The organism is Paracoccus sp. MKU1 (genome assembly GCF_001447385.1).
GTDB lineage: Bacteria > Pseudomonadota > Alphaproteobacteria > Rhodobacterales > Rhodobacteraceae > Paracoccus.
On record NZ_LLWQ01000154.1, the window covers coordinates 135,750 to 157,521 of the forward strand.

At 67.5% G+C, this 21,772-nt stretch carries 22 protein-coding genes; 17 read left to right on the forward strand and 5 right to left on the reverse strand.

The genetic code is table 11. The features are described 5' to 3' along the window. Window positions 1-2: 2 nt before the first annotated feature. From queF to AQY21_RS11265, 8 genes are all read left to right on the forward strand, one after another. Window positions 3-467, forward strand: a complete 465-nt coding sequence (queF, locus tag AQY21_RS11230; RefSeq protein ID WP_058097747.1) for a preQ(1) synthase — start codon at window positions 3-5, stop codon at window positions 465-467. Window positions 468-607: 140 nt separating this feature from the next. Further along, window positions 608-1,915, forward strand: a complete 1,308-nt coding sequence (locus tag AQY21_RS11235; RefSeq protein ID WP_058097748.1) for a sugar ABC transporter substrate-binding protein — start codon at window positions 608-610, stop codon at window positions 1,913-1,915. A gap of 97 nt (window positions 1,916-2,012) precedes the next feature. After that, window positions 2,013-2,882 (forward strand): carbohydrate ABC transporter permease, encoded by an 870-nt coding sequence (locus AQY21_RS11240; protein ID WP_058097749.1) that lies wholly within the window; start codon window positions 2,013-2,015, stop codon window positions 2,880-2,882. Between the two features lie 5 nt (window positions 2,883-2,887). Then, the gene (locus AQY21_RS11245) at window positions 2,888-3,718 is read left to right on the forward strand and encodes a carbohydrate ABC transporter permease (RefSeq protein ID WP_058097750.1); all 831 of its coding nucleotides are present in this window, start codon (window positions 2,888-2,890) and stop codon (window positions 3,716-3,718) included. A gap of 9 nt (window positions 3,719-3,727) precedes the next feature. Continuing rightward, the gene (locus AQY21_RS11250) at window positions 3,728-4,726 is read left to right on the forward strand and encodes an ABC transporter ATP-binding protein (RefSeq protein WP_058097751.1); all 999 of its coding nucleotides are present in this window, start codon (window positions 3,728-3,730) and stop codon (window positions 4,724-4,726) included. A 65-nt stretch (window positions 4,727-4,791) separates the two neighbouring features. Then, window positions 4,792-6,255, forward strand: coding sequence for a mannitol dehydrogenase family protein (locus AQY21_RS11255; RefSeq protein ID WP_058097752.1), 1,464 nt, complete (start codon window positions 4,792-4,794; stop codon window positions 6,253-6,255). 6 nt (window positions 6,256-6,261) lie between these two features. Next, window positions 6,262-6,915, forward strand: a complete 654-nt coding sequence (locus AQY21_RS11260) for an HAD-IA family hydrolase (RefSeq protein ID WP_238986750.1) — start codon at window positions 6,262-6,264, stop codon at window positions 6,913-6,915. 15 nt (window positions 6,916-6,930) lie between these two features. Next, window positions 6,931-8,382, forward strand: a complete 1,452-nt coding sequence (locus AQY21_RS11265) for an FGGY-family carbohydrate kinase (RefSeq protein WP_058097754.1) — start codon at window positions 6,931-6,933, stop codon at window positions 8,380-8,382. Here the strand turns inward: AQY21_RS11265 and AQY21_RS11270 are convergent. After that, a complete protein-coding gene (locus tag AQY21_RS11270) occupies window positions 8,371-9,303 on the reverse strand; it encodes a sugar-binding transcriptional regulator (RefSeq protein WP_058097755.1) in 933 nt (310 codons plus the stop codon). The genes AQY21_RS11265 and AQY21_RS11270 overlap by 12 nt on opposite strands. A 296-nt stretch (window positions 9,304-9,599) precedes the next feature. Between AQY21_RS11270 and AQY21_RS11275 the strand changes: the two genes are divergently transcribed. The 8 genes from AQY21_RS11275 (at window position 9,600) to AQY21_RS11310 (ending at window position 17,123) form a co-directional block, all read left to right on the forward strand. After that, window positions 9,600-11,819, forward strand: coding sequence for a TonB-dependent receptor (locus AQY21_RS11275; RefSeq protein ID WP_058097756.1), 2,220 nt, complete (start codon window positions 9,600-9,602; stop codon window positions 11,817-11,819). Then, entirely contained in the window at window positions 11,819-12,367 is a 549-nt protein-coding gene (locus tag AQY21_RS11280; protein WP_203416483.1) for an Rrf2 family transcriptional regulator, read from the forward strand. Before AQY21_RS11275 ends, AQY21_RS11280 begins: the two co-directional genes overlap by 1 nt. 3 nt (window positions 12,368-12,370) lie before the next feature. Continuing rightward, a complete protein-coding gene (locus AQY21_RS11285) occupies window positions 12,371-12,991 on the forward strand; it encodes a hypothetical protein (RefSeq protein WP_058097757.1) in 621 nt (206 codons plus the stop codon). Next, a complete protein-coding gene (locus tag AQY21_RS11290; RefSeq protein WP_058097758.1) occupies window positions 12,988-13,293 on the forward strand; it encodes a DUF1971 domain-containing protein in 306 nt (101 codons plus the stop codon). Before AQY21_RS11285 ends, AQY21_RS11290 begins: the two co-directional genes overlap by 4 nt. Window positions 13,294-13,400: 107 nt before the next feature. Further along, complete coding sequence (locus tag AQY21_RS11295) at window positions 13,401-14,396, forward strand: ABC transporter substrate-binding protein (RefSeq protein WP_058097759.1); 996 nt, start codon at window positions 13,401-13,403, stop codon at window positions 14,394-14,396. After that, complete coding sequence (locus AQY21_RS11300; protein WP_058097760.1) at window positions 14,393-15,211, forward strand: ABC transporter permease; 819 nt, start codon at window positions 14,393-14,395, stop codon at window positions 15,209-15,211. Before AQY21_RS11295 ends, AQY21_RS11300 begins: the two co-directional genes overlap by 4 nt. Next, a complete protein-coding gene (locus AQY21_RS11305; protein WP_058097761.1) occupies window positions 15,208-15,957 on the forward strand; it encodes an ABC transporter ATP-binding protein in 750 nt (249 codons plus the stop codon). Before AQY21_RS11300 ends, AQY21_RS11305 begins: the two co-directional genes overlap by 4 nt. Next, window positions 15,954-17,123 carry an NnrS family protein gene (locus AQY21_RS11310; protein WP_058097762.1) on the forward strand — a complete coding sequence of 390 codons (1,170 nt, stop codon included), beginning with the start codon at window positions 15,954-15,956 and terminating at the stop codon, window positions 17,121-17,123. The genes AQY21_RS11305 and AQY21_RS11310 overlap by 4 nt, the downstream gene beginning before the upstream one ends. Before the next feature lie 19 nt (window positions 17,124-17,142). Here the strand turns inward: AQY21_RS11310 and AQY21_RS11315 are convergent, their stop codons facing one another. Continuing rightward, complete coding sequence (locus tag AQY21_RS11315) at window positions 17,143-17,691, reverse strand: FMN-dependent NADH-azoreductase (RefSeq protein ID WP_058097763.1); 549 nt, start codon at window positions 17,689-17,691, stop codon at window positions 17,143-17,145. 135 nt (window positions 17,692-17,826) lie between these two features. Here AQY21_RS11315 and AQY21_RS11320 point away from each other — a divergent pair, with 135 nt between their 5' ends. Then, a complete protein-coding gene (locus AQY21_RS11320) occupies window positions 17,827-18,195 on the forward strand; it encodes a helix-turn-helix domain-containing protein (RefSeq protein ID WP_058097764.1) in 369 nt (122 codons plus the stop codon). Between the two features lie 358 nt (window positions 18,196-18,553). Here AQY21_RS11320 and AQY21_RS11330 read toward each other — a convergent pair whose 3' ends face one another. The 3 genes from AQY21_RS11330 to AQY21_RS11340 form a co-directional block, all read right to left on the reverse strand. After that, the gene (locus AQY21_RS11330; RefSeq protein ID WP_058097766.1) at window positions 18,554-19,654 is read right to left on the reverse strand and encodes a hypothetical protein; all 1,101 of its coding nucleotides are present in this window, start codon (window positions 19,652-19,654) and stop codon (window positions 18,554-18,556) included. 39 nt (window positions 19,655-19,693) lie between these two features. Beyond that, entirely contained in the window at window positions 19,694-20,665 is a 972-nt protein-coding gene (locus AQY21_RS27805) for a glycosyltransferase family 2 protein (protein WP_161905997.1), read from the reverse strand. Window positions 20,666-21,482: 817 nt separating this feature from the next. Then, the coding region (locus AQY21_RS11340) for a biotin/lipoyl-containing protein (RefSeq protein ID WP_152988199.1) at window positions 21,483-21,772 on the reverse strand (290 nt) is incomplete at its 5' end.

The window sequence follows — 21,772 nt, forward strand, 5'->3', positions numbered from 1 at the left end:
CCATGACCGAGACGATCTATAGCGGCCTCAAGCAGCTGGGCGGCGCCACCGTGCTGCCCGAAAGCCCCGACAAGGCCGAGCTGGAGCGGGTGCGGAACCCGCAGGCCGACGTGTCCTACAACGTGCGCTTCACCGCGCCCGAGTTCACCTCGCTCTGCCCGATGACCGGGCAGCCGGATTTCGCGCATCTGGTCATCGACTATGTGCCGGGCGATTGGCTGGTCGAATCGAAATCGCTGAAGCTTTACCTTGGAAGCTTTCGGAATAACGGCGCTTTTCACGAGGATTGCACCGTCTCGATCGGCCGGCGGCTGGCAGGGTTCCTTGCGCCGCGCTGGCTGCGCATCGGCGGCTACTGGTATCCGCGCGGCGGCATGCCCATCGACGTCTTCTGGCAGACCGGACCCATCCCCGAGGGGGTCTGGATCCCCGATCAGGGCGTGCCGCCCTATCGCGGCCGCGGGTGAACCTGCCCCGGCAAGAACCTATCAGTCGGCGCGGTCCCGGGTATCGGGCCGCGCCGATTTCGCTTGACAGCCCCGTTGCGAGTATGTGAGCATTTGCCCATCGTATTAGCAAATGCTGATCCGCAGGGGAGGACAATCGAATGAGCATGATGCTGCGCGGCCTGATGGGGGCCTGCGCCATGACGGCGCTGGCGGCGCCCGCCTTGGCCGAGACGCTGACCATTGCCACCGTGAACAACGGCGACATGATCCGCATGCAGAAGATGACCAAGCCGTTCACCGATGCGAACCCGGACATCCAGCTGGAATGGGTCACGCTGGAGGAGAACGTGCTGCGCCAGCGCGTCACCACCGACATCGCCACCAAGGGCGGGCAATACGACATCGTGACGGTCGGCAATTACGAGGTGCCGATCTGGGCCAGGCAGGGCTGGCTCCTGGCGCTCGAGGACATGGGTGCGGATTACGACGCCGCCGACATCCTGCCGCCCATCGCCGAGGGGCTGTCGCTGGACGGCAAGCTTTACGCCGCGCCCTTCTATGGCGAATCCGCGATGATCATGTATCGCACCGATCTGATGGAAAAGGCCGGGCTGGAGATGCCCGAGCGCCCGACCTGGGACTTCATCTATGACGCGGCGCGCAAGATGACCGACAAGTCGGCCGAGGTCTATGGCATCTGCCTGCGCGGCAAGGCCGGCTGGGGCGAGAACATGGCCTTCCTGACCTCGATGGGCGCAAGCTACGGCGCGCCCTGGTTCGACATGGAATGGAAGCCGCAATTCTCGGGCGAGGCCTGGAAGAAGGCGCTGACCGATTACGTCGCGATCATGAACGAGGCCGGCCCGCCCGGCGCCTCGTCGAACGGCTTCAACGAGAACCTGGCGCTGTTCCAGACCGGCAAATGCGGCATGTGGATCGACGCAACCGTGGCGGCGAGCTTCGTGTCGAACCCCAAGGATTCGACCGTGGCCGACAAGGTCGGCTATGCGCTGGCCCCCGAGGGCGAGAAGCCGCAGATGTGGCTTTGGGCCTGGACGCTGGCGATCCCGTCCTCGACCGACGCGCCGGATGCCGCGAAGAAGTTCGTCGCCTGGGCGACCTCCAAGGCCTATACCGAGCAGGTCGCGGCGGAAGAGGGCTGGGCGAATGTGCCGCCCGGCACCCGGACCTCGCTTTACGAGAACCCGGCCTATCTGGAGGCCGCGCCCTTCGCCAAGCCGACGCTGGACAGCATCATGTCGGCCGATCTGAAGAACCCGACCACCGTCGAGGTGCCCTATATCGGCACGCAATGGGTGGGCATCCCCGAGTTCCAGGCGCTTGGCACCGCGGTCGGCCAGCAGTTCTCGGCCGCCCTGGCCGGGCAGGCCAGCGTCGATCAGGCGCTACAGATGGCCCAGCAGATCGCCGAGCGCGAAATGGCCAGGGCCGGCTATCCCAAGTGACGGCCGGTCTGGCCTGACGGTCCCGAACCGGGCGGGGGGCGGCGAGCCCGCCCCTGCCGCAATCCGAACCCTCATCGCTCGCGTGGGAGGCGCGCCGATGGCTACCCGACATCAGAAAACACTCGCGCGGCTGATGGTCGCGCCCTCGGTCCTGCTGCTTCTGGGCTGGATGATCGTGCCGCTGGCCATGACGCTGTGGTTCAGCTTCCAGAGCTACAACCTGCTCTCGCCCGGCATGGAACAGTTCATCGGCTGGACCAACTACAAGTATTTCCTGTCCGATCCCGCCTTCTGGACCGCGATGCAGAACACGCTGCTGCTGGTCGGGGGCGTGCTGGTCATCACCGTGGGCGGCGGCATCCTGCTGGCGCTGCTGCTGGACCAGCCCATGTTCGGCCAGGGCGTGGTGCGCATCATGGTGATCGCGCCCTTCTTCATCATGCCGACCGTTTCGGCGCTGGTGTGGAAGAACATGTTCATGAACCCGGTGAACGGGCTGTTCGCCTGGCTCGCCAAGGCGGTGGGCGCGCAGCCCATCGACTTCCTGGCGCAATATCCGCTGATGTCGATCATCCTGATCGTCGCCTGGCAATGGCTGCCCTTCGCGACGCTGATCCTGCTGACCGCGCTGCAATCCCTGGACAGCGAGCAGATGGAGGCGGCCGAGATGGACGGGGCCGGCACCTGGGCCAAGTTCACCCATCTGATCCTGCCGCACCTGTCGCGCGCCATCACCGTGGTGATCCTGATCGAGACGATCTTCCTGCTCTCGGTCTTTGCCGAGATCCTGGTCACCACCAATGGCGGCCCCGGCTATCAGTCCACCAACCTGACCTATCTGGTCTATAGCCAGGCGCTCTTGCAATTCGACGTGGGCGGCGCCTCTGCCGGGGGCATCATCGCCGTCATCCTTGCCAATATCGTCGCGATCTTCCTGATGCGGATGATCGGCAAGACGCTGGAGTAAGAACCATGGCCCGCAAGATTTCCGATACCCGCCGCTGGGGCTTCACCATCCTGGCCTGGGGCGTGGCGTTCCTGATCTTCTTTCCGATCCTCTGGACGATCCTGACCAGCTTCAAGTCCGAGGCCGATGCCATAGCATCCCCGCCGAAGTTCCTGTTCTTCGACTGGACGACCCAGAACTATGCCGAGGTGCAGTCCCGCTCGCCCTATTTCCGGCATTTCATGAACTCGGTCATCATCTCGGTCGGCTCGACGCTCTTGGGCCTCTTGATCGCCATCCCGGCCGCCTGGTCGATGGCCTTCCAGCCGGCCAAGCGCACCAAGGATCTGCTGATGTGGATGCTCTCCACCAAGATGATGCCGGCGGCCGGGGTGCTGATCCCGATGTATCTGCTGTTCCGCAGCTGGGGGCTTCTCGACACCCGCTTCGGCATCACCGTCGTCCTGATGCTGATCAACCTGCCGATCATCACCTGGATGCTCTATACCTATTTCCGCGAGATCCCCTCCGAGATCCTCGAGGCGGCGCGGATGGACGGGGCGAGCCTCAAGAACGAGATCCTGCATGTGCTGACGCCGATGGCGGTGCCCGGCATCGCCTCGACGCTGCTCCTGAACGTCATCCTGGCCTGGAACGAGGCGTTCTGGACGCTGAACCTGACCACGTCCAAGGCGGCACCGCTGACGACCTTCATCGCCAGCTATTCCTCGCCCGAAGGGCTGTTCTACGCGAAACTCTCGGCGGCGAGCACCATGGCCATCGCCCCGATCCTGATCCTCGGCTGGTTCAGCCAGAAGCAACTCGTGCGCGGCCTGACCTTCGGCGCGGTGAAGTGAGGTAACACGATGGGTAGCATTACGCTCAAGCAAGTCCGCAAGAGCTTCGGCGATGTCGAAGTCATCCCGGGCGTCGATCTGGAAATCCACGACGGCGAGTTCGTGGTCTTCGTCGGCCCTTCGGGCTGCGGCAAGTCCACGCTGTTGCGGCTGATCGCGGGACTGGAGGACGTGACCTCGGGCCAGATCGTCATCGACGGGCAGGACGTGACCCAGGCGGCCCCGGCCAAGCGCAAGCTGGCCATGGTGTTCCAGTCCTATGCGCTTTACCCGCACATGTCGGTCAGGAAGAACATCGCCTTTCCGCTGAAGATGGCCGGCATGCCGGCGGATGAGCAGGAGCGCCGCGTCCAGCACGCAGCCGGCATCCTGAACCTGACCGATTATCTGGACCGCCGTCCGGGCCAGCTTTCGGGCGGCCAGCGCCAGCGCGTCGCCATCGGCCGGGCCATCGTGCGCGAGCCCTCGGCCTTCCTGTTCGACGAGCCCTTGTCGAACCTCGACGCGGCGCTGCGGGTGAACATGCGGGTCGAGATATCCGAGCTGCACAAGAAGCTGGCGACCACCATGGTCTATGTCACCCATGACCAGGTCGAGGCGATGACCATGGCCGACAAGATCGTCGTGCTGCGCGCCGGCCGGGTCGAGCAGGTGGGCTCGCCGCTGGAGCTTTACCGCAAGCCCGCCAACCGCTTCGTGGCCGGCTTCATCGGCAGCCCGAACATGAACTTCATCGAGGGCGAGGCCGCGGCGCGCATGGGCGCCCATGCCATCGGCGTACGGCCCGAGCATTTCGTCATGTCCACCACCGAAGGCGCCTTTGCCGGCACGGTGGGCGTGGCCGAGCATCTGGGCTCGGACACCTTCCTGCATATCGAGCTGGACGGCGGCACCCCCATCGTCGCGCGGGCGGCGGGCGAGTTCCCGGTGGACCACGGCGACCGCATCTGGCTGACCCCGCAGGAGGGCCGGGTCTATCGCTTCGACAAGAACGGCCTTGCGCTTTGACGGCAGCCCCATCGGGGTCGCCGCCGCGGCCCCATCCTCACAGATCAGAACCGGGATGAATTCGGATGGACAGGCTTTCCAACCAGACCCTCGACCGCCTCGGCCAGCCGGTGCCGGGCTATGACCGCGCCGCCCTACGCCCCGGCATCCTGCATTTCGGCGTCGGCAATTTCTTCCGCGCCCATCAGGCCGCCTATCTGGACCGGCTGATGAACATGGGGCTGGCGCAGGACTTCGCCATCATCGGCGCCGGCGTCATGCCGGGCGACGCGCGGATGCGCGACACGCTGGCGGCGCAGGACTATCTTTACACGCTGGTCGAGCAATCGGCCGAACGCTCGGATGCCCGGGTGCTGGGGCCGATCGTGGACTATATCGCGCCGGGCGATCCCGCGCGGGTCGTCGCCACGCTGGCCGATCCGGCGATCCGCATCGTGGCGCTGACCATCACCGAGGGCGGCTATTTCATCGACGCCGCCACCGGGCATTTCGACAGGGCGCATCCCGCGATCGCCGCCGATGCGGCCAGCCCCGACGCGCCGCGGACCGTGTTCGGGCTGATCGTCGCGGGGCTGAAGGCGCGCCGGGCGGCGGGCCATGCGCCCTTCACCGTCATGTGCTGCGACAACATTCCGCATAACGGCAAGGTCACCTGCGAGGCGGTGGCCGGCACCGCGCGGTTGTCGGACCCGGAACTGGCCGACTGGATCCTGGCAAATGTCGCCTTTCCGAACGCCATGGTGGACCGCATCACCCCCGCCACCAGCGACCGCGAGCGGCGCATGGTGCGCGAGGATTTCGGCATCGCCGACGACGCCCCGGTCTTCTGCGAGGATTTCATCCAATGGGTGCTCGAGGACAATTTTCCTGCCGGACGGCCGCCGCTGGAAAAGGCCGGCGTCGAATTCGTCGTCGACGTGACGCCATGGGAGCTGATGAAGATCCGCATCCTGAACGGCGGCCATGCGGTGATCGCCTATCCGGCCGGGCTGCTCGATATCCATTTCGTGCATGAAGCGATGCAGGACGCCCAGGTCCGTGCCTTCCTGGAAAAGATCGAGGCCGACGAGATCATCCCCGCCGTGCCGCCGGTGCCCGGCACCGACCTTGGCGCCTATTTCGCCAAGGTGGCCGAACGCTGCGCCAATCCCAAGATCGGCGACACGGTGCGCCGGCTTTGCCTGGACGGCTCGAACCGGCAGCCGAAATTCATTGTCCCGACCATCGCGCACCGGCTGGAACGCGGGTTGCCCGTGGACGGGCTGGCGCTGGAATCGGCGCTCTGGTGCCGCTATTGCGCCGGGACCACCGACAGCGGCGCGGTGATCGAGCCGAACGACCCGGACTGGGACAAGCTGGTTCAGGTGGCGCAGGCGGCCCGGACCGATCCCGCGGCCTGGCTGGACATGGCCGAGATCTATGGCGCGACCGGCCGCGATCCGCGCTTTGCCGAGCCCTTTGCGCGCTGGCTGGCCATGCTGTGGGACAGGGGCACGCGCGCGACGCTCGACGCCTATCTCAAGGGCTAGGCAGTGGTGCGGGGGCTGATCTTCGACTGCGACGGCGTGCTGGTGGATTCCGAGCCCCTTGCCGTGGCCGAGATCGAGGCGCTCTTGCAAAGGCTGGGCGCGCCGATCCCCCGCGCCCGCATCTACGACGAGTTCCTCGGCTGCTCCTTCTCGACCATCATCGAGGCGGCAGAGGGGCAGGGCGTCGATCTGCGCCCGGCCGTGCCCGGCTATGCCGAGGCGCTGGCCCTGCGCTTTCGCCGCGAGCTGCGCCCGGTGCCGGGCATGGCCGAGACGGTGGCGCAGCTTTCCGGGCCGCGCGCCGTGGCCTCCTCCAGCGCGCCCGACCGGCTGCGGCTGTCCTTGTCGCTGACCGGGCTGGCGCCGCTGTTCGGCCCGCATGTCTATTCCGCGACGCAGGTGGCGCGCGGCAAGCCCGCGCCCGACCTGTTCCTGTTCACTGCCCGGCATTTGGGCATCGCGCCGGCTGATTGCGTGGTGATCGAGGACAGCCCGGCCGGATTGCGCGCCGCCCGCGCGGCGGGGATGCGGGTGATCGGCTTTCTGGGCGGCAGCCATGCCGCGCCCGCCCGCCTGGCCGAAAAGCTGGCGGCGCTGGCGCCCGACGCGCTGATTGACCACGCCCGGGATTTGCCCAAGACTCTGGCCGGTCTGGGCTAGGGAAGGGGAATCGGCGTGCTGATCGGGGCCGTGGATGTGGGCTCGGCCCGCGCGCGAGCGGGGCTCTTCACCCTCGACGGCCGACTTATCGCCCGTGCCAGCCGCGGCTTTGCCACCATCCCGGGGCCGGATCGCCAGGCCATGCACGATTTCGCCGAGATCTGGCAGGCCGTGGCCGATGCGCTGGCCGAGGCACGGCGGCAGGCGGGCGCGAGCCCGGCGCAGGTGGGCGCGCTGGCCTTCGACGCCACCTGCTCGCTGGCGGTCGAGGCGCCGGGCTTTGCCCCGGACGTGATCGCCTGGCACGACCATCGCGCCGTGGCCGAGGCGGCCGAACTCAGCCGCATCCCGCATGAGATCGTCGCGCGGGCCGGGGGCTCGGTCTCGCCCGAGATGCAGACGCCGAAGCTTATGTGGCTCAAGCGCCATCGGCCCGAGGTCTGGGGGGCGCTGCAAGGGGTGCGCGACCTTTGCGACCAGCTGGCCTTTCGCGCCACCGGCATCGAGGCGCGCTCGCTTTGCGCGGCGGCGGCGAAATGGCCCTGGCAGCCCGACCGGGGCGGCTGGCAGGCGGACCTGCTGGACCGGGCCGGAATCGCCGATTTCCCGCGCCCCGGGCCGATCCTGCCGCCCGGCGCGCGCATCGGCCCGCTTTCTCCGCAGGGCGCGGCCGAGCTGGGGCTGGAGCCGGAAACGCTGGTCGCCGCCGGGCTGATCGACGCCTTCGCCGGGGCGCTTGGCGCGGAGCCGGACATGCCGGCGCTGATCGCCGGCACCTCGAACTGTGTCATGGCGACGGGGCTGGCGCCGCGCCCGGCGCTTTGGGGGCCCTATCCCGGCGCGATCCTGCCGGGCGAAAGCGTCAGCGAGGGCGGGCAATCCGCCACCGGTGCGCTGCTGGAGCGGGTGCGCGGGCTTTATCCGCAGCCGGTCAGCCATGACGTCATCCTGGCCCGCATCGCCGCCGATCCCGAGCCGGAGCCGGACCTGCACGTGCTGCCCGACATCAAAGGCAGCCGCACGCCCTTTGCCGACCCGCTGATGCGCGGCGCGATCCAGGGCCTGACGCTGGAGCGCAGCGCCCAGGCCCTGGACGCGCTTTACTGGCGCGCGGCGGTGGGCATCGCGCTGGGGACGCGGCAGGTCATCGCGCATATGGGGCTGGCGCCGGCGGCGCTGGCCATGGCCGGGGGGCAGGCGCGCTCGGCCCTGCTGCGCCAGCTTTATGCCGATGCGATCGGGGCCGATATCCATTGGCAGCCCCAGGACGCGGTGCTGCGGGGCACCGCCATCGCCGCCGCCGCGCCGCTCATGGGCGGGATCCGCGCGGCGCGGGCGCGTTTCGCAAGGCCGGTCGAGGTGACTCGCCCCGACCCAGCCGCGCGCGCCCGGCGCGAGCGGGACTGGCGCATCTTCCTGCGCATGCAAGAGCAGCGCGCCGAGATCGCCGCGATGTCAGCCCTCTAGCAGCGCCGCACCGGTCGCGGCATCGGTGATCAGCCCGCTGATCAGCCCGCCGCGCAGCGCGCCGCGGATCGCCGGCACCTTTTCCGCACCATGGGCGGCGCCGATGACCAGCGTTGTCTCGCGCGGCGGGATCGGGGCCGAGGCCACGCGGTCGTTGCTGAGCCCCGGCACCAGCATGCCCTGCGCGTCATAGGCCCAGCCGGTGATCTCGCCCACCGCGCCGACCGCAACCAGCGCGTCCAGCTCGGGTTGCGACAGGAACCCGTCCAGCATCAGCGGCGCGCCCGCGCCCAGCGTGCCGATGCCGACAAAAGCCACCGCCGCCTCGGCCGACATGCGGATCAGCCGCTCGATGCTGGGCTGACTGTTGACCGCCTGCCGCTCGCGCATGCTGGGGGCGATGACCGGCAGCGGCAGGGGAAAGCTGCGTGCGCTGACCAGGTCCGAGAGCGTGAACAGCACGTTGTAATAGGCGGTCGAGCCGTCCGGCGCGATATTGCCGGTCAACGAGACGATGCGGTGCTGCGGGCAGTCGATATGCGGCAATTGCGCGATGGCGCTGCGCAGGGTGCGGCCGGTGCCGATGGCCATGGTCATCGGCTCGGCGCGGCGCAGCCATTGCTCGATCACATCGGCCAGCATCAGGGCCACCCCCGCCTCGGGCGCGTCCGAGGGGGCGATCTGGCAGAACGCCAGCCGGTATTTGCGCTGCAATTCGGCGGCAAGATCCATGCAATGGGCAAAGGGATGGTCGATGCGGATCTTGACGATGCCTTCGGCCATGGCCTGCGCGACCAGGCGCTGCGCGGTCTGGCGCGAGATGCCCATGATGCCCGCGATCTCGTCCTGGGTCTTGCCCGCGACATAGGAAAGCCACGCCGCCTTGGCCGCCTGCTCCAGTTTCCGGCCCTGGTTCGACATGGGATGGCTTTTCCGTCTTTGGCTGGTTCGGGTCGCTTTTTTTGCCGTCCCTGTGTAGCTTGCCCGCGTCCCGGCTGTCCAGCGCGCACCCCGCGCGCCGGAGCTGCGGCAAAAGCGCCCGGCCAAAATATGACCTTCACATTCATGTTTAATTCACCTATGCAGGCGGGGTCATCTCGGCAGTCCCGGCGCGTCGTTTCCCGCCGCCGATATGCCGCCTCGCAAGCCATGTGCCAGCCGCCCCATTGCCACCCCCACGCCGCTTTTCCGCGTGGGAAGATGAAGGATGTGCCGCCATGGATGCCGACGACAAGACCAAGCCTTTTCCCCGGATGATCCCCGCGCTGACCGGGCTGGCCGCCGGCCTGTCCTTGCAGGCGGGTGCTGCGCTGGCGCAATCGGCGGCGCCCGGCGCGGTGATCGTGCTGGACCAGATCGAGATCCGCGCCGACACCACCGCGCGCCGCTTCGAGGCGACGCCCGGCGCGGTGGCGCTGATCGACCGCAGCGAGGCATCGGGCGAGGCCGCTCCGACGCTGGCCGACACCCTGTCCGAGGTGCCCGGCGTCGTCGTGCAGGAATTCTTCGGCGGCAACGACCAGCCGCGCGTCCAGATCCGTGGCTCGGGCCTGCAACAGAACCCGGCCGAGCGCGGCTTGCTGATCCTTCAGGACGGCATGCCGGTGAATCGCGCCGACGGCTCCTATGTCGTCGGTCTTGCAGCGCCGGGGCAGGCCGAGAGCATCGAGGTGTTTCGCGGCGCCGCGGCCAATCGCATCGGTGCCAACGTGCTGGGCGGCGCGATCAACTTCGCCTCGCCTTCGGGCGCATCGGCGCCGGGGATGCGGCTCAGCTTCGGCGGCGGCAGCTTCGGGCGGGGCGAGGTCGCGGGCAGCTATGGCATCGACGGCGAGCGGGCCGATATGCTGCTGCGCTTCGAACATGCGCAGAAGGACGGCTATCGCGACTACAACGGCTCGCGCCGCACGGGGATCGGCGGCAACGTCACCTTGCAGACGGGCGAGGCGGTGACGCGGCTGTTCTTCAGCCATACCGACCTGGAATTCGACGTGGCCGGGCCGCTGACCTGGGACGCGGTCCGGAACGATCCCGAAAGCAACCATGCCGGGCCGCTGATCGTCGGCGGCGTGCCGGTGGGGCCGGGACCGAACGTGCTGCGCGACCAGCCGCGGCGCGAGACCCGGCAGACCCTGGCCGGCGCCCGCACCACGCTGGAGCGCGGCGAGAACATCTATGACTTCGGCCTGAGCCTGTCGCGGACCGACGACAGCTTCGCCTTTCCGATCTCGGCCGGGTTCCGCGATACCGAGGGCAGCGATGCCACGCTGACCGCGCGCTACAGCCGGCTGGGCGAGGGCGCATTGCCGCTGTTCGAGGCCGGGCTGACCTGGTCCTTCGGCAAGGCCGACCGCGATTATTTCCACAACCTGGGCGGCGCGCGCGGCCCGGCCTTCGGCCGCAACCGGCTGACGGCGGATACGCTGTCGATCTTTGCCGGGGCGAACCTGCCGCTGGGCGGATTCACCCTGTCGCCCTCGATCGCCTTCAATCATGCCAGCCGCGAAAGCGACGACCGCTGGGGCGCGGCGACCCGGCCGACGGTGGCCTACAGTCCGATGAATCCCGGCATGCGCCTGCCCGATGGGGCGGTGCCGGCGGTCTCGACCAGCTATGACCGCAGCTATAGCGGCTTCACCCCGGCGCTGGCCCTGTCCTGGACCCCGGCCGAGGGGCAGTTCGCCTGGATCTCGCTGGCGCGCGGCTTCGAGCCGCCGACCCATGACGACCTGCTGGGCACGGTGGGCGGCACGCCGAACAGCGGCCCGGGCCGGCCGAGCCCCGCCGATCCCGCCGCGCCGGCGGCGATGTTCGCGACGCCCGACCTGGAGGCGCAGACCTCGACCACGCTGGAGCTTGGCTGGCGCGGGAGGTGGCAGAACCTGTCCTGGGATGCGACCGTCTATCACGCGCGGCTGAAGAACGAATTGCTGTCCCTGCGCGACGTGACCGGCGCCACGCTGGCCTCGGTCAATGCCGGGCGGACGCGGCACAGCGGGGCCGAGCTTGGCCTGTCGGGCGAGCTGACGGAAACGCTGGCGGCGCGGCTGGCCTGGACCTGGCAGGATTTCCGCTTCGACGACGATCCCCTGCGCGGCGACAACCGCATCGCCGGCGCACCGCGCAACGTCATCTCGCTGGCGCTGGACTGGCGCCCGGTCGAGCGGCTGACGATCACCGGCAAGCTGCATTGGGTGCCGGACGAGACCCCGGTGGACAACATGAACACGGTCTTCAACGACTCTTATGCCCTGGTCGATCTGGGGGCCGAATATGCGCTGACGCCGAACGCCTCGATCCATGCCCGGGTCACCAACCTGACCGACGAACGCTATGCCGCCTCGACCCTGGTCGTGGACCAGGCCTCGGCGGGGCAGGCGGCCTTCATCCCGGGCGAGGGGCGCGCCTTCTACCTGGGCACGCGGCTGCGGTTCTGATGATGGAGAGCGCCGCCGCCCGGATGCCCCATGCCTTGCCTGCGGTTCGGGCGGACGGGCCGCACCTGGTCCTGGCGCGCGCCATTGACCGCCTGGCGCGGGCCGTGCTTTTGTGCGGGCGGATCGAGGAAGCCCCCTGCATGCGACTGACCAGCTTTTCGGATTATGCGCTGCGCCTGCTGATCTATGCGGCGCGGCATCCCGACCGGCTGGTGACCATCGAGGAAGCCGCTGCCGCCTATGACATCTCGCGCAGCCATCTGACCAAGGTGGCCAATGTGCTGACCCGGGCGGGGTTCCTGAACTCGGTCCGCGGCCGCTCGGGCGGGCTGGAACTGGGGCGCGAGCCCGCTGCGCTGTCCTTGGGCGAGGTGCTGCGCGTGACCGAGCCGGACATGGCCGCCGCCGAATGCTTCGGTCCCGAGGAGATCCGCGACCCCAACCGCCCCGGCGCGCTGGATGCGGCGATCCGGGACGCGCTGGCCGCCTTCCTGCAAGTGATGGACCGCCGCAGCCTGGCCGACCTGCTGGCCGACGAACAGGAGTGAGCCATGAGTTTTCCCGCCTTCTTCGACGATGCGCCGGCGATCCGGGTCCGCGATCCCCTGGCGGGTTTCCTGGGCTCGGCCGAGGGCGGGGCGATGACCTATCGCTATGCCGATGCCGTGCGGCTTTGCGGCCATTCCTGCCCGGTGGTCGCCGGGGCCTGGCTGATGGTCCGGGCCGGGCTGGAATGGCTTTACGGCGACGACCTGCCCGAGCGCGGCGGGATCGAGGTTCAGATGCGCGACGGGGTTGCGCAGGGCACGACCGGCGTCACCGCCTCGGTCGCGACGCTGGTCACGGGTGCCGCGGCCGAGGGCGGCTTTCACGGCATCGGCTCGGGCCATCTGTTCGCGCGCCGCGGGCTTTTGCGCTTCGAGGCGCCGATCGACGGCGTCATGGGGCTGCGTCGGCGCGACAATGGCGCGGGGGTGGTCGTAGACATCGACACCGGCCATGTTCCCCACGATCCCGCCATGGCCGATCTGATGCCGCGCGCGGTCGCGGGGCGGGCCGACCCGGCCGGACAGGCCCGCTTCGCGGCGCTGTTCCAGGACCGGGTGCGGCGGATGCTGGCGGCGGCCGACGATCCCAAGTTGATCCATCTCTATGACTGGCCTGCGCCATGAGCTTGCCCGCCTGGCCCGCCGACGCCGCGCCCTATCGGCGCACGCCGGATTTCACCGAGGCCACGGTGCCCAAGGGCCTGCTGCGCGCCCATTCGACCCGGCACGGCACCTGGGCGCGGCTGCATGTGCTGGAGGGCAGGCCGGTCTTTCGCGACCTGGTGGATGGCGCCGAATTGTTGCTGGGGCCGGGCATCCATCCGTTGATCCATCCCGGGCGGCTGCACGAGGTCGCGGCCGCGGGCCCGGTACGGTTTTTCGTCGAGTTCTGCGCCCGGCCGGGGGATTCCCCGGCGCCGGCCTGACCTAAATCAAGGACAGGCCGGCCCGCCCGGCGCAAGAGTTCACCGAGTTTCACGCCAGCCCTCCGCCAGCGACCCCGTCCTACCTTTCGCCTGCCAGGAGGGCAGCCATGTCCCTTATTCTTCGCAATCCCTCGCGCCGCGCCCTTCTTGCCGGGGCGGGCGCCCTGGCCGCCACGCTGGCGGCGCCCCGCATCCTGCGCGCGGCGCCGCTTGCCCGGCTGGCGCTGTTCGGCCCGCCCGCCGGGCCCAGCATCACCCTGGCCCATGCCGTGGCCAGCGGCGCACTCAAGGACCTGTCGGCCGAGGTGTCGCTGGCCGTCTGGCGCTCCCCGGACGAGTTGCGCGCCGGGCTGACCTCGGGGACCATCGACCTGTCGGTGGTGCCGGTGCAGGTCGCGGCGAACCTCTATAACCGCGGCATGGGGCTGCGGCTGGTCAATACCATGACCGACGGGCTGCTGTTCATCGTGGCGGAAACCGGCACGGTTGCGGATCTCGCCGCGCTGGAGGGCCGGCGGCTGGCCGTGCCCTTCGTCAACGATACGCCCGATTTCGTGCTGCGCGCGCTGCTGGCGCGGCAGGGCATCGCCGACAAGGTGCGGCTGGTGCCCGTCGGCAGCCCCATCGAGGCCGCGCAGATGCTGCTGGCCGGCCAGATCGAGGCGGCGCTGCTCAGCGAACCGGCCTCCAGCGTCGCGATCATGCGCGGCCGGGCGGCGCGCAAATCCTTCGCGCGGGTGATCGACCTGCAAGAGGAATGGGGCAGACAGGGCGATGTCGGCCCGGTGCTGCCGCAGGCCGGGCTGGCCGCGACCGATGCCTTCATGGCCGAGGGCGCGGAACTGCTGGAGCCGTTGCAGGCCGCGCTGGCGCGGGCGAATGACGAGGTGCTGGCCGATCCGGTGCGGGCCGGGACCGAAGCCGCCGGCCCCTTGGACATGCCCGCTCCCATCCTGGCGCTGTCGGTGCCGCATTCCCGGCTGGCGGTGCGCCCGGCCGGCGAGGCGCGGCCGGCCGTCGAGGCGATCCTGTCGCTGATGGCCGAGACCGATGCCGCGATCATCGGCGGCAAGCTGCCCGACGACGGGTTCTATCTGCTGTGAGCCTGTTTTCGGCCTGTCTCGACCGGCTGGCGCGGCTGGGCCGGTTCCTGTGGTCGGCCTGGGCGGGGCTGGCGGGCCTGGCGCTGATCGGCGCGCTGTGGCAGGCCGGGCACGAGGCCTATGGCGATTTCATCCTGACCGCACCGCTGGACACGCTGGCCGCCGCGGCCCGACTTCTGCGCGAGGGCAGGGCGCAGGAACTGCTGGCGCTGACCACCGCCCGGGCGCTGGCCGGGTTCGGGCTTTGTGCGCTGATCGGCACGCTGGCCGGGGTGGCGGCGGGCTATTCCCCGGCCACGCTGCGGCTGTCGCGGCCGGTCCTGACCCTGCTTCTGGGCGTGCCGCCCATCGCCTGGATCGTGCTGGCGATGATCTGGTTCGGCCCCTCGGACCTGACCGTGGCGGTGACGATCCTGATCTCGGCTACGCCGGTGGTCTTTGTCGGCGCGGTCGAGGGGGTGGTGACGCGCGACCGCGGCCTGGACGACATGGCGCGGGTCTTTGGCGCCGGGCCGCTGCGGCGCTTCCGGTTCGTCTCGGCCCGGCAGATTTCGGCGCAGCTGTTCCCGGCGCTGATCCTGGCGCTCGGCTCGGCCTTCAAGGTCGCGATCATGGCGGAACTGCTGGCCAATGCCGGCGGCATCGGCGGCGCGCTCGCGCGGGCGCGGGCCATGCTGGACATCGCCGAGGCGCTGGCCTGGGTCAGCCTGGCCGTCGCCGCGCTGATCGCGGTCGAATACATCCTGATCCGTCCGGTCCGGGCCGAGTTGGAGCGCTGGCGCGAGGCCGCCGCGCCCTGGGGCGTCAAGCGATGAGCCTGCTGGAACTGAATCGCATCGGCCACGCCTTTTTCGGCCGCACCGTGCTGGAGGGCATCACGCTGGGCGTCGCCCGGCAGGAGATCGTGGCGCTGGTCGGGCCGTCCGGCTCGGGCAAGTCCACGCTCGCGCATATCGCCGCCGGGCTGGTCGAGCCGCGCGAGGGGCGCATCGCCCGCCGCTACCTGCGCCACGCGATGGTGTTCCAGGAGCCGCGGCTGATGCCCTGGGCGACGGCGGCCGGCAATATCGGCTTTCCGCTGCGCCTGTCGCGCGCCCCGCGCCGCATGCGGCGCCGGATGATCGCCGATGCCGCCCTGCGCGCCGGCCTGCTGCCCGAGGATCTGGGGAAATACCCCTCCGAGCTTTCGGGTGGCATGCGCCAGCGCGCCGCCATCGCCCGTGCCCTGGTCACCGACCCGGATTTCATCTATTTCGACGAACCCTTCACCGCGCTGGACGTGGCGCTGAAGCGGCGGATGCAGGATCTGGTGATCGAGGCCGCCGCCTCGGCGCGCTTCGCCGCGCTGTTCATCACCCATGACCTGCTGGAGGCGATCCGCATCAGCCACCGCATCCTGGTGCTGGACGCGGGCGGGCGCGGCATCGCGGGCGAGCGCCTGCCCGCCGGCAGCCCCGGCACCCGCGACGAGGCGGCGATCTTTGCCCTGCGCCAGCACTACCTGACCGCCGACCCGCTGTTTGCGCATATCCACGACATCGACGAACGGCTGCGCCCATGACGCCTCCCCTGCATCGCGTGCTGTCCGACGAGGGCTTTCGGCTGTTCTTTCCGCTGGCGGCGCTGCATGCGGCGCTGTGGCCGCTGTTTTGGGTGGCGCTCTGGTCCTTCGACCTGCCCCTTGCGCGCCAGATCCCGGCCGGCATCTGGCATGCGAACGAGATGATCTTCGGCGCCTGGGGCGCGGCGCTGCTGGGCTTTCTGACCACCGCCGCGCCGGAATGGACCGACACGCCGCGCCTGCGCGGGCGGCCGCTGTGGTGGCTTGCCGCGCTTTGGACAGCGGCGCGGATCGCGGGGCTTCTGGGCGCGGACGCGCTGATCCTGCCGGCGATGCTGGCGGATCTGGCCTGGCTGGTGCTGCTGCTGGCCTATTTTCTGAAGGTCTCGCTGGAACAGCGCACGATGCGGCTGCTCAGCTTTGCGGGCTGGCTGTTCGCGCTGACGCTGGCTGGGCTGATGGCGCGCATGGCGATGCTGGCGGGGCAGGCCGAGGCGGCGGCGGAATGGTTGCGCATCGCGGGGCTGGTGTTTCTGGGCCTGCTTGCCCTTGCGCTGGCGCGCATCACCGTGCCGGTCACGAATATCGTGCTGGACCCCAGCGAAAGCACCTCGCCCTTCCGGCCGCATCCGGGGCGGCTGAACCTGTCGGCCGGGCTGGTGGCGCTGGCGCTTGTCGGGCAGGTCGCGGGCCTGTCGCCGGCGGTCACGGGCTTTCTGTGGATCGCCGCCGGGGCCGCCTTCATGGACCGCATGGCCGAAGGCTTTGTCGGTCCCGAGGCGTTTCGCGCCGAGATCATGGTGCTGATGGCGGCGGCAGGCTTTGCCGGGGTGGGGCTGCTGGGTCTGGGCGCCGCGGCGCTCGGTGCGCCTTGGGCCGAGGCCGGCCCGCTGCATCTGGCGCTGATGGGCGGGCTTGGCCTGGGGGTTCTGGCGGTTCTGGCGATCGCGGGGCGGTTCCATACCGGGCAGGGGCTGGGCCTGAACTGGCAGACCCGGACCGCTTTCGTGCTGGCCGGCGCGGCGGTGCTGCTGCGCGCCCTGCCCGAGATGGGGCTGATGCCATGGCCGCCCGGCCCGCTGCATCTGGTCGCGGCGGTGCTGTGGGCGGCGGCGTTCCTGCTGTGGCTGGCCGATTACTGGCCGGCGATACGCCGCCTGTCGTGAAGGGCAGGCGGCGCGGCGTTCATGCGGCAAGCTGCTGGGTCTGGCCAAGCGCCTGGTCGATGGCGGCCTGGCGCTCATCGGGGCCGATGCTCACGCCATCGGCCATCACGAATTCGGCCTCGATGCCGATGAAGGCAAAGACCGAGCGCAGATAGCTCTCCAGATGCTCCAGCGCCACCCTGGCATCGTCGCTGTAGAAACCGCCGCGCGCCAGGGCGACGATCACGCGCTTGCCCTTGGCCAGCCCCTCCGGCCCCTCGGCGGTATAGCGGAAGGTCTTGCCGGCGACGACGATGCGGTCGATCCACGCCTTGAGCTGGCTCGGCAGGGTGAAGTTATACATTGGCGCGCCGATCACCACCGTGTCGGCGGCCAGGAACTCGTCCAGCACCGAGGTATCGGCCAGCGCATCCAGTGTCAGATGCGGCAGGGGGGCGCTGGCAAGATCGCGGCGAATGACGGGAATGCCGGGCTGCGCCTCGGCGAGCCGGTCGATGATCGCCTGGCTGACGATGCGGCTGACGCTGTTGTCGCCGGTGATGCTGCTGTCGATATGCAGGATGGTCACTCTTGTCTCCTGAGTATGGAATCTATACTGAGGTTGCTTAAGTAACCATCGGCAAGACCTCTGCAAGAAGGCACAATCCTGTGCCGCAGTTACATGGCTGTGACCTGGGCACAGCAAGGGAACCGGAGAAACCACATGCATGATCCGAACAGTTTCGGCTGCCGGGCCTTCACCGCCGTCCTGCAACGGATCGGCGACAAATGGAGCCTGCTGATCGTCTCGGTCCTGGCGGAGGGGCCGAAGCGGTTCAACGAATTGCGCCGCGAAATTCCCAGCATCTCCCAGCGCATGCTGACGCTGACCCTGCGCGGGCTGGAGCGCGACGGGCTGGTGTCGCGCACGGTGACGCCCAGCATCCCGCCTCGCGTGGACTACGAGCTGACCGCGCTTGGCCAGTCGCTGCGCAAGCCGGTCTGTGCCCTGGCGGAATGGGCGATGACGAATATCGACGAAATCCATGCCGCCCAGTCACGCTTTGACCGGGCGAATGGCGAAAGGGTCTAGCCGCGCTTCCGGGGCGCGGGAGCGGGGGCGGCGGCTTGAGCCCTTGGCGAGCCAGGCCAACTTGCGGCGCGCCCGGTCCTGGGCGCGCCCGGTCCTGATCGGCTCCGGGTTCTCGGGATGGGCATATTATGGGCATATTTCGGCGCTGTTCTCGACCGTGGCTTCGATCGACTGCGTTGGCGCCATGGTGATTATCAGGTCGGGATCGGTCTTTTTTCCGCCCTCCGATGTGGCGGGAAAACAGCCGATCTTCGAGTAAGGTGCTGCCTTGATTGGTCGGAAATGACCGAGGGCCGGGCGAAATCCGAGTCGCGACGCCGGGAGATTGGTCGCTGTGTCGTTCCATCCCGGCCGTGTTTCAGCCGGATATCTCAGCACCACCGGCAGAATTCCACACCGTCCAGTAGTCATGCCAGCGTTTGCGCAAGGCAGGCTGCATCCAGTTTTGTCTATCCAGACTGGCCGGAACGAAAAGCGCGAAATCCGCAGCGGTTTCCCGGTGCTGATGCGAGACGCCCCAGCACAGCATGTCCAAAGCCGTCACCGCCCATACATTGGCCATGTCCAAATCCTTGTCTCGCAATGAAAGCGCATTGAGATAGGCCAGATAGGCATAAGCATATTCGCTATCGCCGTTACGCCGCATCCGCTTGATCCGCGCGGCAATCCGATTCGGCAGCGGGGAAGGCGGATCCTTTTCCAGCGGCATAAGCGGAACGTCCATTCCCCCGACCCCGCCGCCTTGCAGGACGTCGGGAAACATGTGCTTCATCTGATGGTGATAATAGGCCCTGGGTCCGTTCCAATAATGCTCCACCAGATCGTCGCAGTTCGACAGTTCCGTTTCCGTCCCAAAAACCACGGACGCGGCCAGCTGAACCGCGGTGAACACCGAGCTTTGCGCGCGGATCTCCTGCATCACGGCCTTCACGCCCTCCATGAGCGGGGCGTCCTGCGGATGCAGGCCCAGAACGCCGGCATTGTGCATGGTCGTATTTCGACTGACCGGCCAACCGGCCAGTACTCCATCTGTGCTGCGGATCAGATTTTCCCATTCGGGCCATTCCGGGCTGTCCTGCAATATCCCTTCCCGGGCGTGCATCAGGGTTTTCCCCGGTCCGATCCGCTCGAATAATTGCTTCGGATGGGAGTGGAAAACCGTATCGCTATCGATCAGGATCGTCGGCGCATTGAAATGCCGAACGGCATGGTGCAGGGCATAGGCTTGGATGGCGTGCTTGTAGCGGCCGTTCATTTGCCATTCCAGCAGTGTATCCGGCAAGATCGGCAGGTGATCTACGGGGAGATCGGGCCGATGGTTTTCCGCATCCGCAGCCAGGACAACACGGATTCCGGCGGGGTCGCTCCGCAGGAAGCGCATGGCAGAAAGAATGCTGTAGGTCAGCTCCAGATGATAGGCGCGCTGATTCCCATATATCTGGAAAAGCAGGATTTTCAACGTTTTACTTCCTTCGATCCATGTCGGCCGCTATATTGCTCACTTGGTTTTCCGCAGGTCGTCCTGCATGGCGGCAAGAAATTCTGCCGAAGAAAACAGGAAACCTTCGTGTCGCAGAGCGTCGATCCCGCGCCATGGACGAGGCTCCAGAGGATTTAACCGCATTGCGTTTTCGTCGCCCAAGGCGGAAAGCCGTCGGCTGTCCTCTCCGTGATCCCATCTGGCCTCTTTGACCGCCGCCCGGTCGCGCGTTACCCAATCCCCGGCCAGCTTGTAATGCCGAACGAGCAGCATAGTGTCAGCCAGCGTGACGTTCGATGCGCAATGAGGATGCGACATCGGCGTTATGCCGGGCAAGTTTCGTACAAGAGAATGCTTCGAAAGAAAGGGGTTCTCTCCGAAAAGCTCGGCTCTGACACCGCCGCGTCGGAAGTTGATTTCCGGATGCAGGCATATGTTGCGGCCCAAGAACCAGCTGAAGCTGATTGCATCTCGATCGAAATAGGGGATGGTCTCCATATTCCTGAGAGAATAGAGATCAAGCGCATCGATGGAATCTTCATAATCCAGATGTCGCAGTTCACCATAAGGACGATCTGAAAAATAATCCAGCATCTGCCCAAGGACGCAGGTATAACCCCGGTCATTGCAATATTGCAGTAAGCGGCTCAGTCTGTTGGTGGGGAGCTCGATCAACTCGTCGGAATCGGCAAAGAGAATCCACCCGCCTCTTGCGACCTTTTGCGAAAACGCAGAGCGAAACTCGCTTTCATGCAGCTTTGCCGGCAAATTGTTCCGCAGGACCGTCACGCGATCATAATCTCTGCAAATATCTATGGTCGTATCGGTGGATCCGTTGTCGATTACAAGGATGTGTCGTGCGCCAAGGGCAAGATGATGCTCGATGAACTTTCGGATGAACCAAGAGGCATTGTGGGCAAGTAACGTTACCATGACCTCCGTATCTGAAAGCTCCACGGATTTTGGGCCATGCAGGTGCTGCGTTGCCATCCACCGCTTTCGCCTGGTCAGTTTCTCCCTTGCCGCGCGAGAGACGCCACTGATTATACGGTTAATCATTCGATCTCTGCATGCCTGTTTCAGAAAAGAGCACGGTTGCTTGGTGATCGGCAAGGGATTGATATTGTTAAGACTGCCTCCCTTTCCATTCATGGAGTCTCCCAATAGACTTGATTGTGGGTCAGGGTGAAGTCAAGCAGATCCGCCGCGCGACTGCCGCAAAGTACAGTTCAAGGCCGTGGCGGAGCACGGTTTCTTCTTGCCGGCGAGCTTTTTAGGTTCCGCACAATCATGGATTTCAGAAGCGTTCGGTGGAGTTGTGGCCATCCCGGTCTCTGTCAGGGTGATTTCCGCCATCCCGTTCAGGCTTCTTGTTTCGCGGGGGCCTGTTCACGATCCATGTCAGGATGCGGCGAGCGCGGTTGGGGCTATATGTCGAAAAGAATGGTTGCCATGGATCTCGCACGTTTTCGAGATTCCGCAGCCGCCGATAGAGAGGTTCGAGAAGAAGGAGCTCTTATAGGTCGGATCGGACGCGGCCAGGATCACGTCTGGCGTGCTTTGCGAATGATAACGCGTTGCTGGCCTGTTCGACTGGGAGGCCCCGTTCGAGCTCGGCCGCCAGATCGGGGCTTCCAACCCGCCATGCAATCCGGCGAGCCCGGCACCCGGCATGGAGACGCATGGGACTTACCGCTCTCCCATTAGTCAGCGAGCAGGCCGCGCCATGCCGGCGAAAGGCATGATCCGGAGCTTGCCCGACCGGCCCCGCCGCTTCCGCGGCAGGGCCCTTTTTCATCCGCTCGCCTCACTCCATCTCGATCATGAGGTCTTTTGCGTCGATCTGCTCTCCCGGCCGGACATGCAGCGCCTTGATGACGCCCTTGCGGTCGGCATGGATGGCGGTTTCCATCTTCATGGCCTCGATGGTCAGCAGCAGGTCGCCGGGGTTGACCTTCTGGCCTTGCGTGACCGCGACCGAGGCGACGACGCCGGGCATCGGCGCGCCGAGATGGCCCTCGTTCGCCGGGTCGGCCTTGGGACGGGCGGCGGTCTGCGACTTGACCAGGCGGTTCGGCACCCGGATCACCCGGGGCT

Coding starts and splice junctions, on each gene's coding strand:
- AQY21_RS11245 (WP_058097750.1), top strand. CDS start 2,888: ATGGCCCGCAAGATTTCCGATACCCGCCGCTGGGGCTTCACCATCCTG.
- AQY21_RS11240 (WP_058097749.1), top strand. CDS start 2,013: ATGGCTACCCGACATCAGAAAACACTCGCGCGGCTGATGGTCGCGCCC.
- AQY21_RS11235 (WP_058097748.1), top strand. CDS start 608: ATGAGCATGATGCTGCGCGGCCTGATGGGGGCCTGCGCCATGACGGCG.
- AQY21_RS27805 (WP_161905997.1), bottom strand. CDS start 20,665: ATGGCAACGCAGCACCTGCATGGCCCAAAATCCGTGGAGCTTTCAGAT.
- AQY21_RS11290 (WP_058097758.1), top strand. CDS start 12,988: ATGAGCTTGCCCGCCTGGCCCGCCGACGCCGCGCCCTATCGGCGCACG.
- AQY21_RS11280 (WP_203416483.1), top strand. CDS start 11,819: ATGATGGAGAGCGCCGCCGCCCGGATGCCCCATGCCTTGCCTGCGGTT.
- AQY21_RS11270 (WP_058097755.1), bottom strand. CDS start 9,303: ATGTCGAACCAGGGCCGGAAACTGGAGCAGGCGGCCAAGGCGGCGTGG.
- AQY21_RS11255 (WP_058097752.1), top strand. CDS start 4,792: ATGGACAGGCTTTCCAACCAGACCCTCGACCGCCTCGGCCAGCCGGTG.
- AQY21_RS11250 (WP_058097751.1), top strand. CDS start 3,728: ATGGGTAGCATTACGCTCAAGCAAGTCCGCAAGAGCTTCGGCGATGTC.
- AQY21_RS11295 (WP_058097759.1), top strand. CDS start 13,401: ATGTCCCTTATTCTTCGCAATCCCTCGCGCCGCGCCCTTCTTGCCGGG.
- AQY21_RS11285 (WP_058097757.1), top strand. CDS start 12,371: ATGAGTTTTCCCGCCTTCTTCGACGATGCGCCGGCGATCCGGGTCCGC.
- AQY21_RS11320 (WP_058097764.1), top strand. CDS start 17,827: ATGCATGATCCGAACAGTTTCGGCTGCCGGGCCTTCACCGCCGTCCTG.
- AQY21_RS11310 (WP_058097762.1), top strand. CDS start 15,954: ATGACGCCTCCCCTGCATCGCGTGCTGTCCGACGAGGGCTTTCGGCTG.
- AQY21_RS11305 (WP_058097761.1), top strand. CDS start 15,208: ATGAGCCTGCTGGAACTGAATCGCATCGGCCACGCCTTTTTCGGCCGC.
- queF (WP_058097747.1), top strand. CDS start 3: ATGACCGAGACGATCTATAGCGGCCTCAAGCAGCTGGGCGGCGCCACC.
- AQY21_RS11275 (WP_058097756.1), top strand. CDS start 9,600: ATGGATGCCGACGACAAGACCAAGCCTTTTCCCCGGATGATCCCCGCG.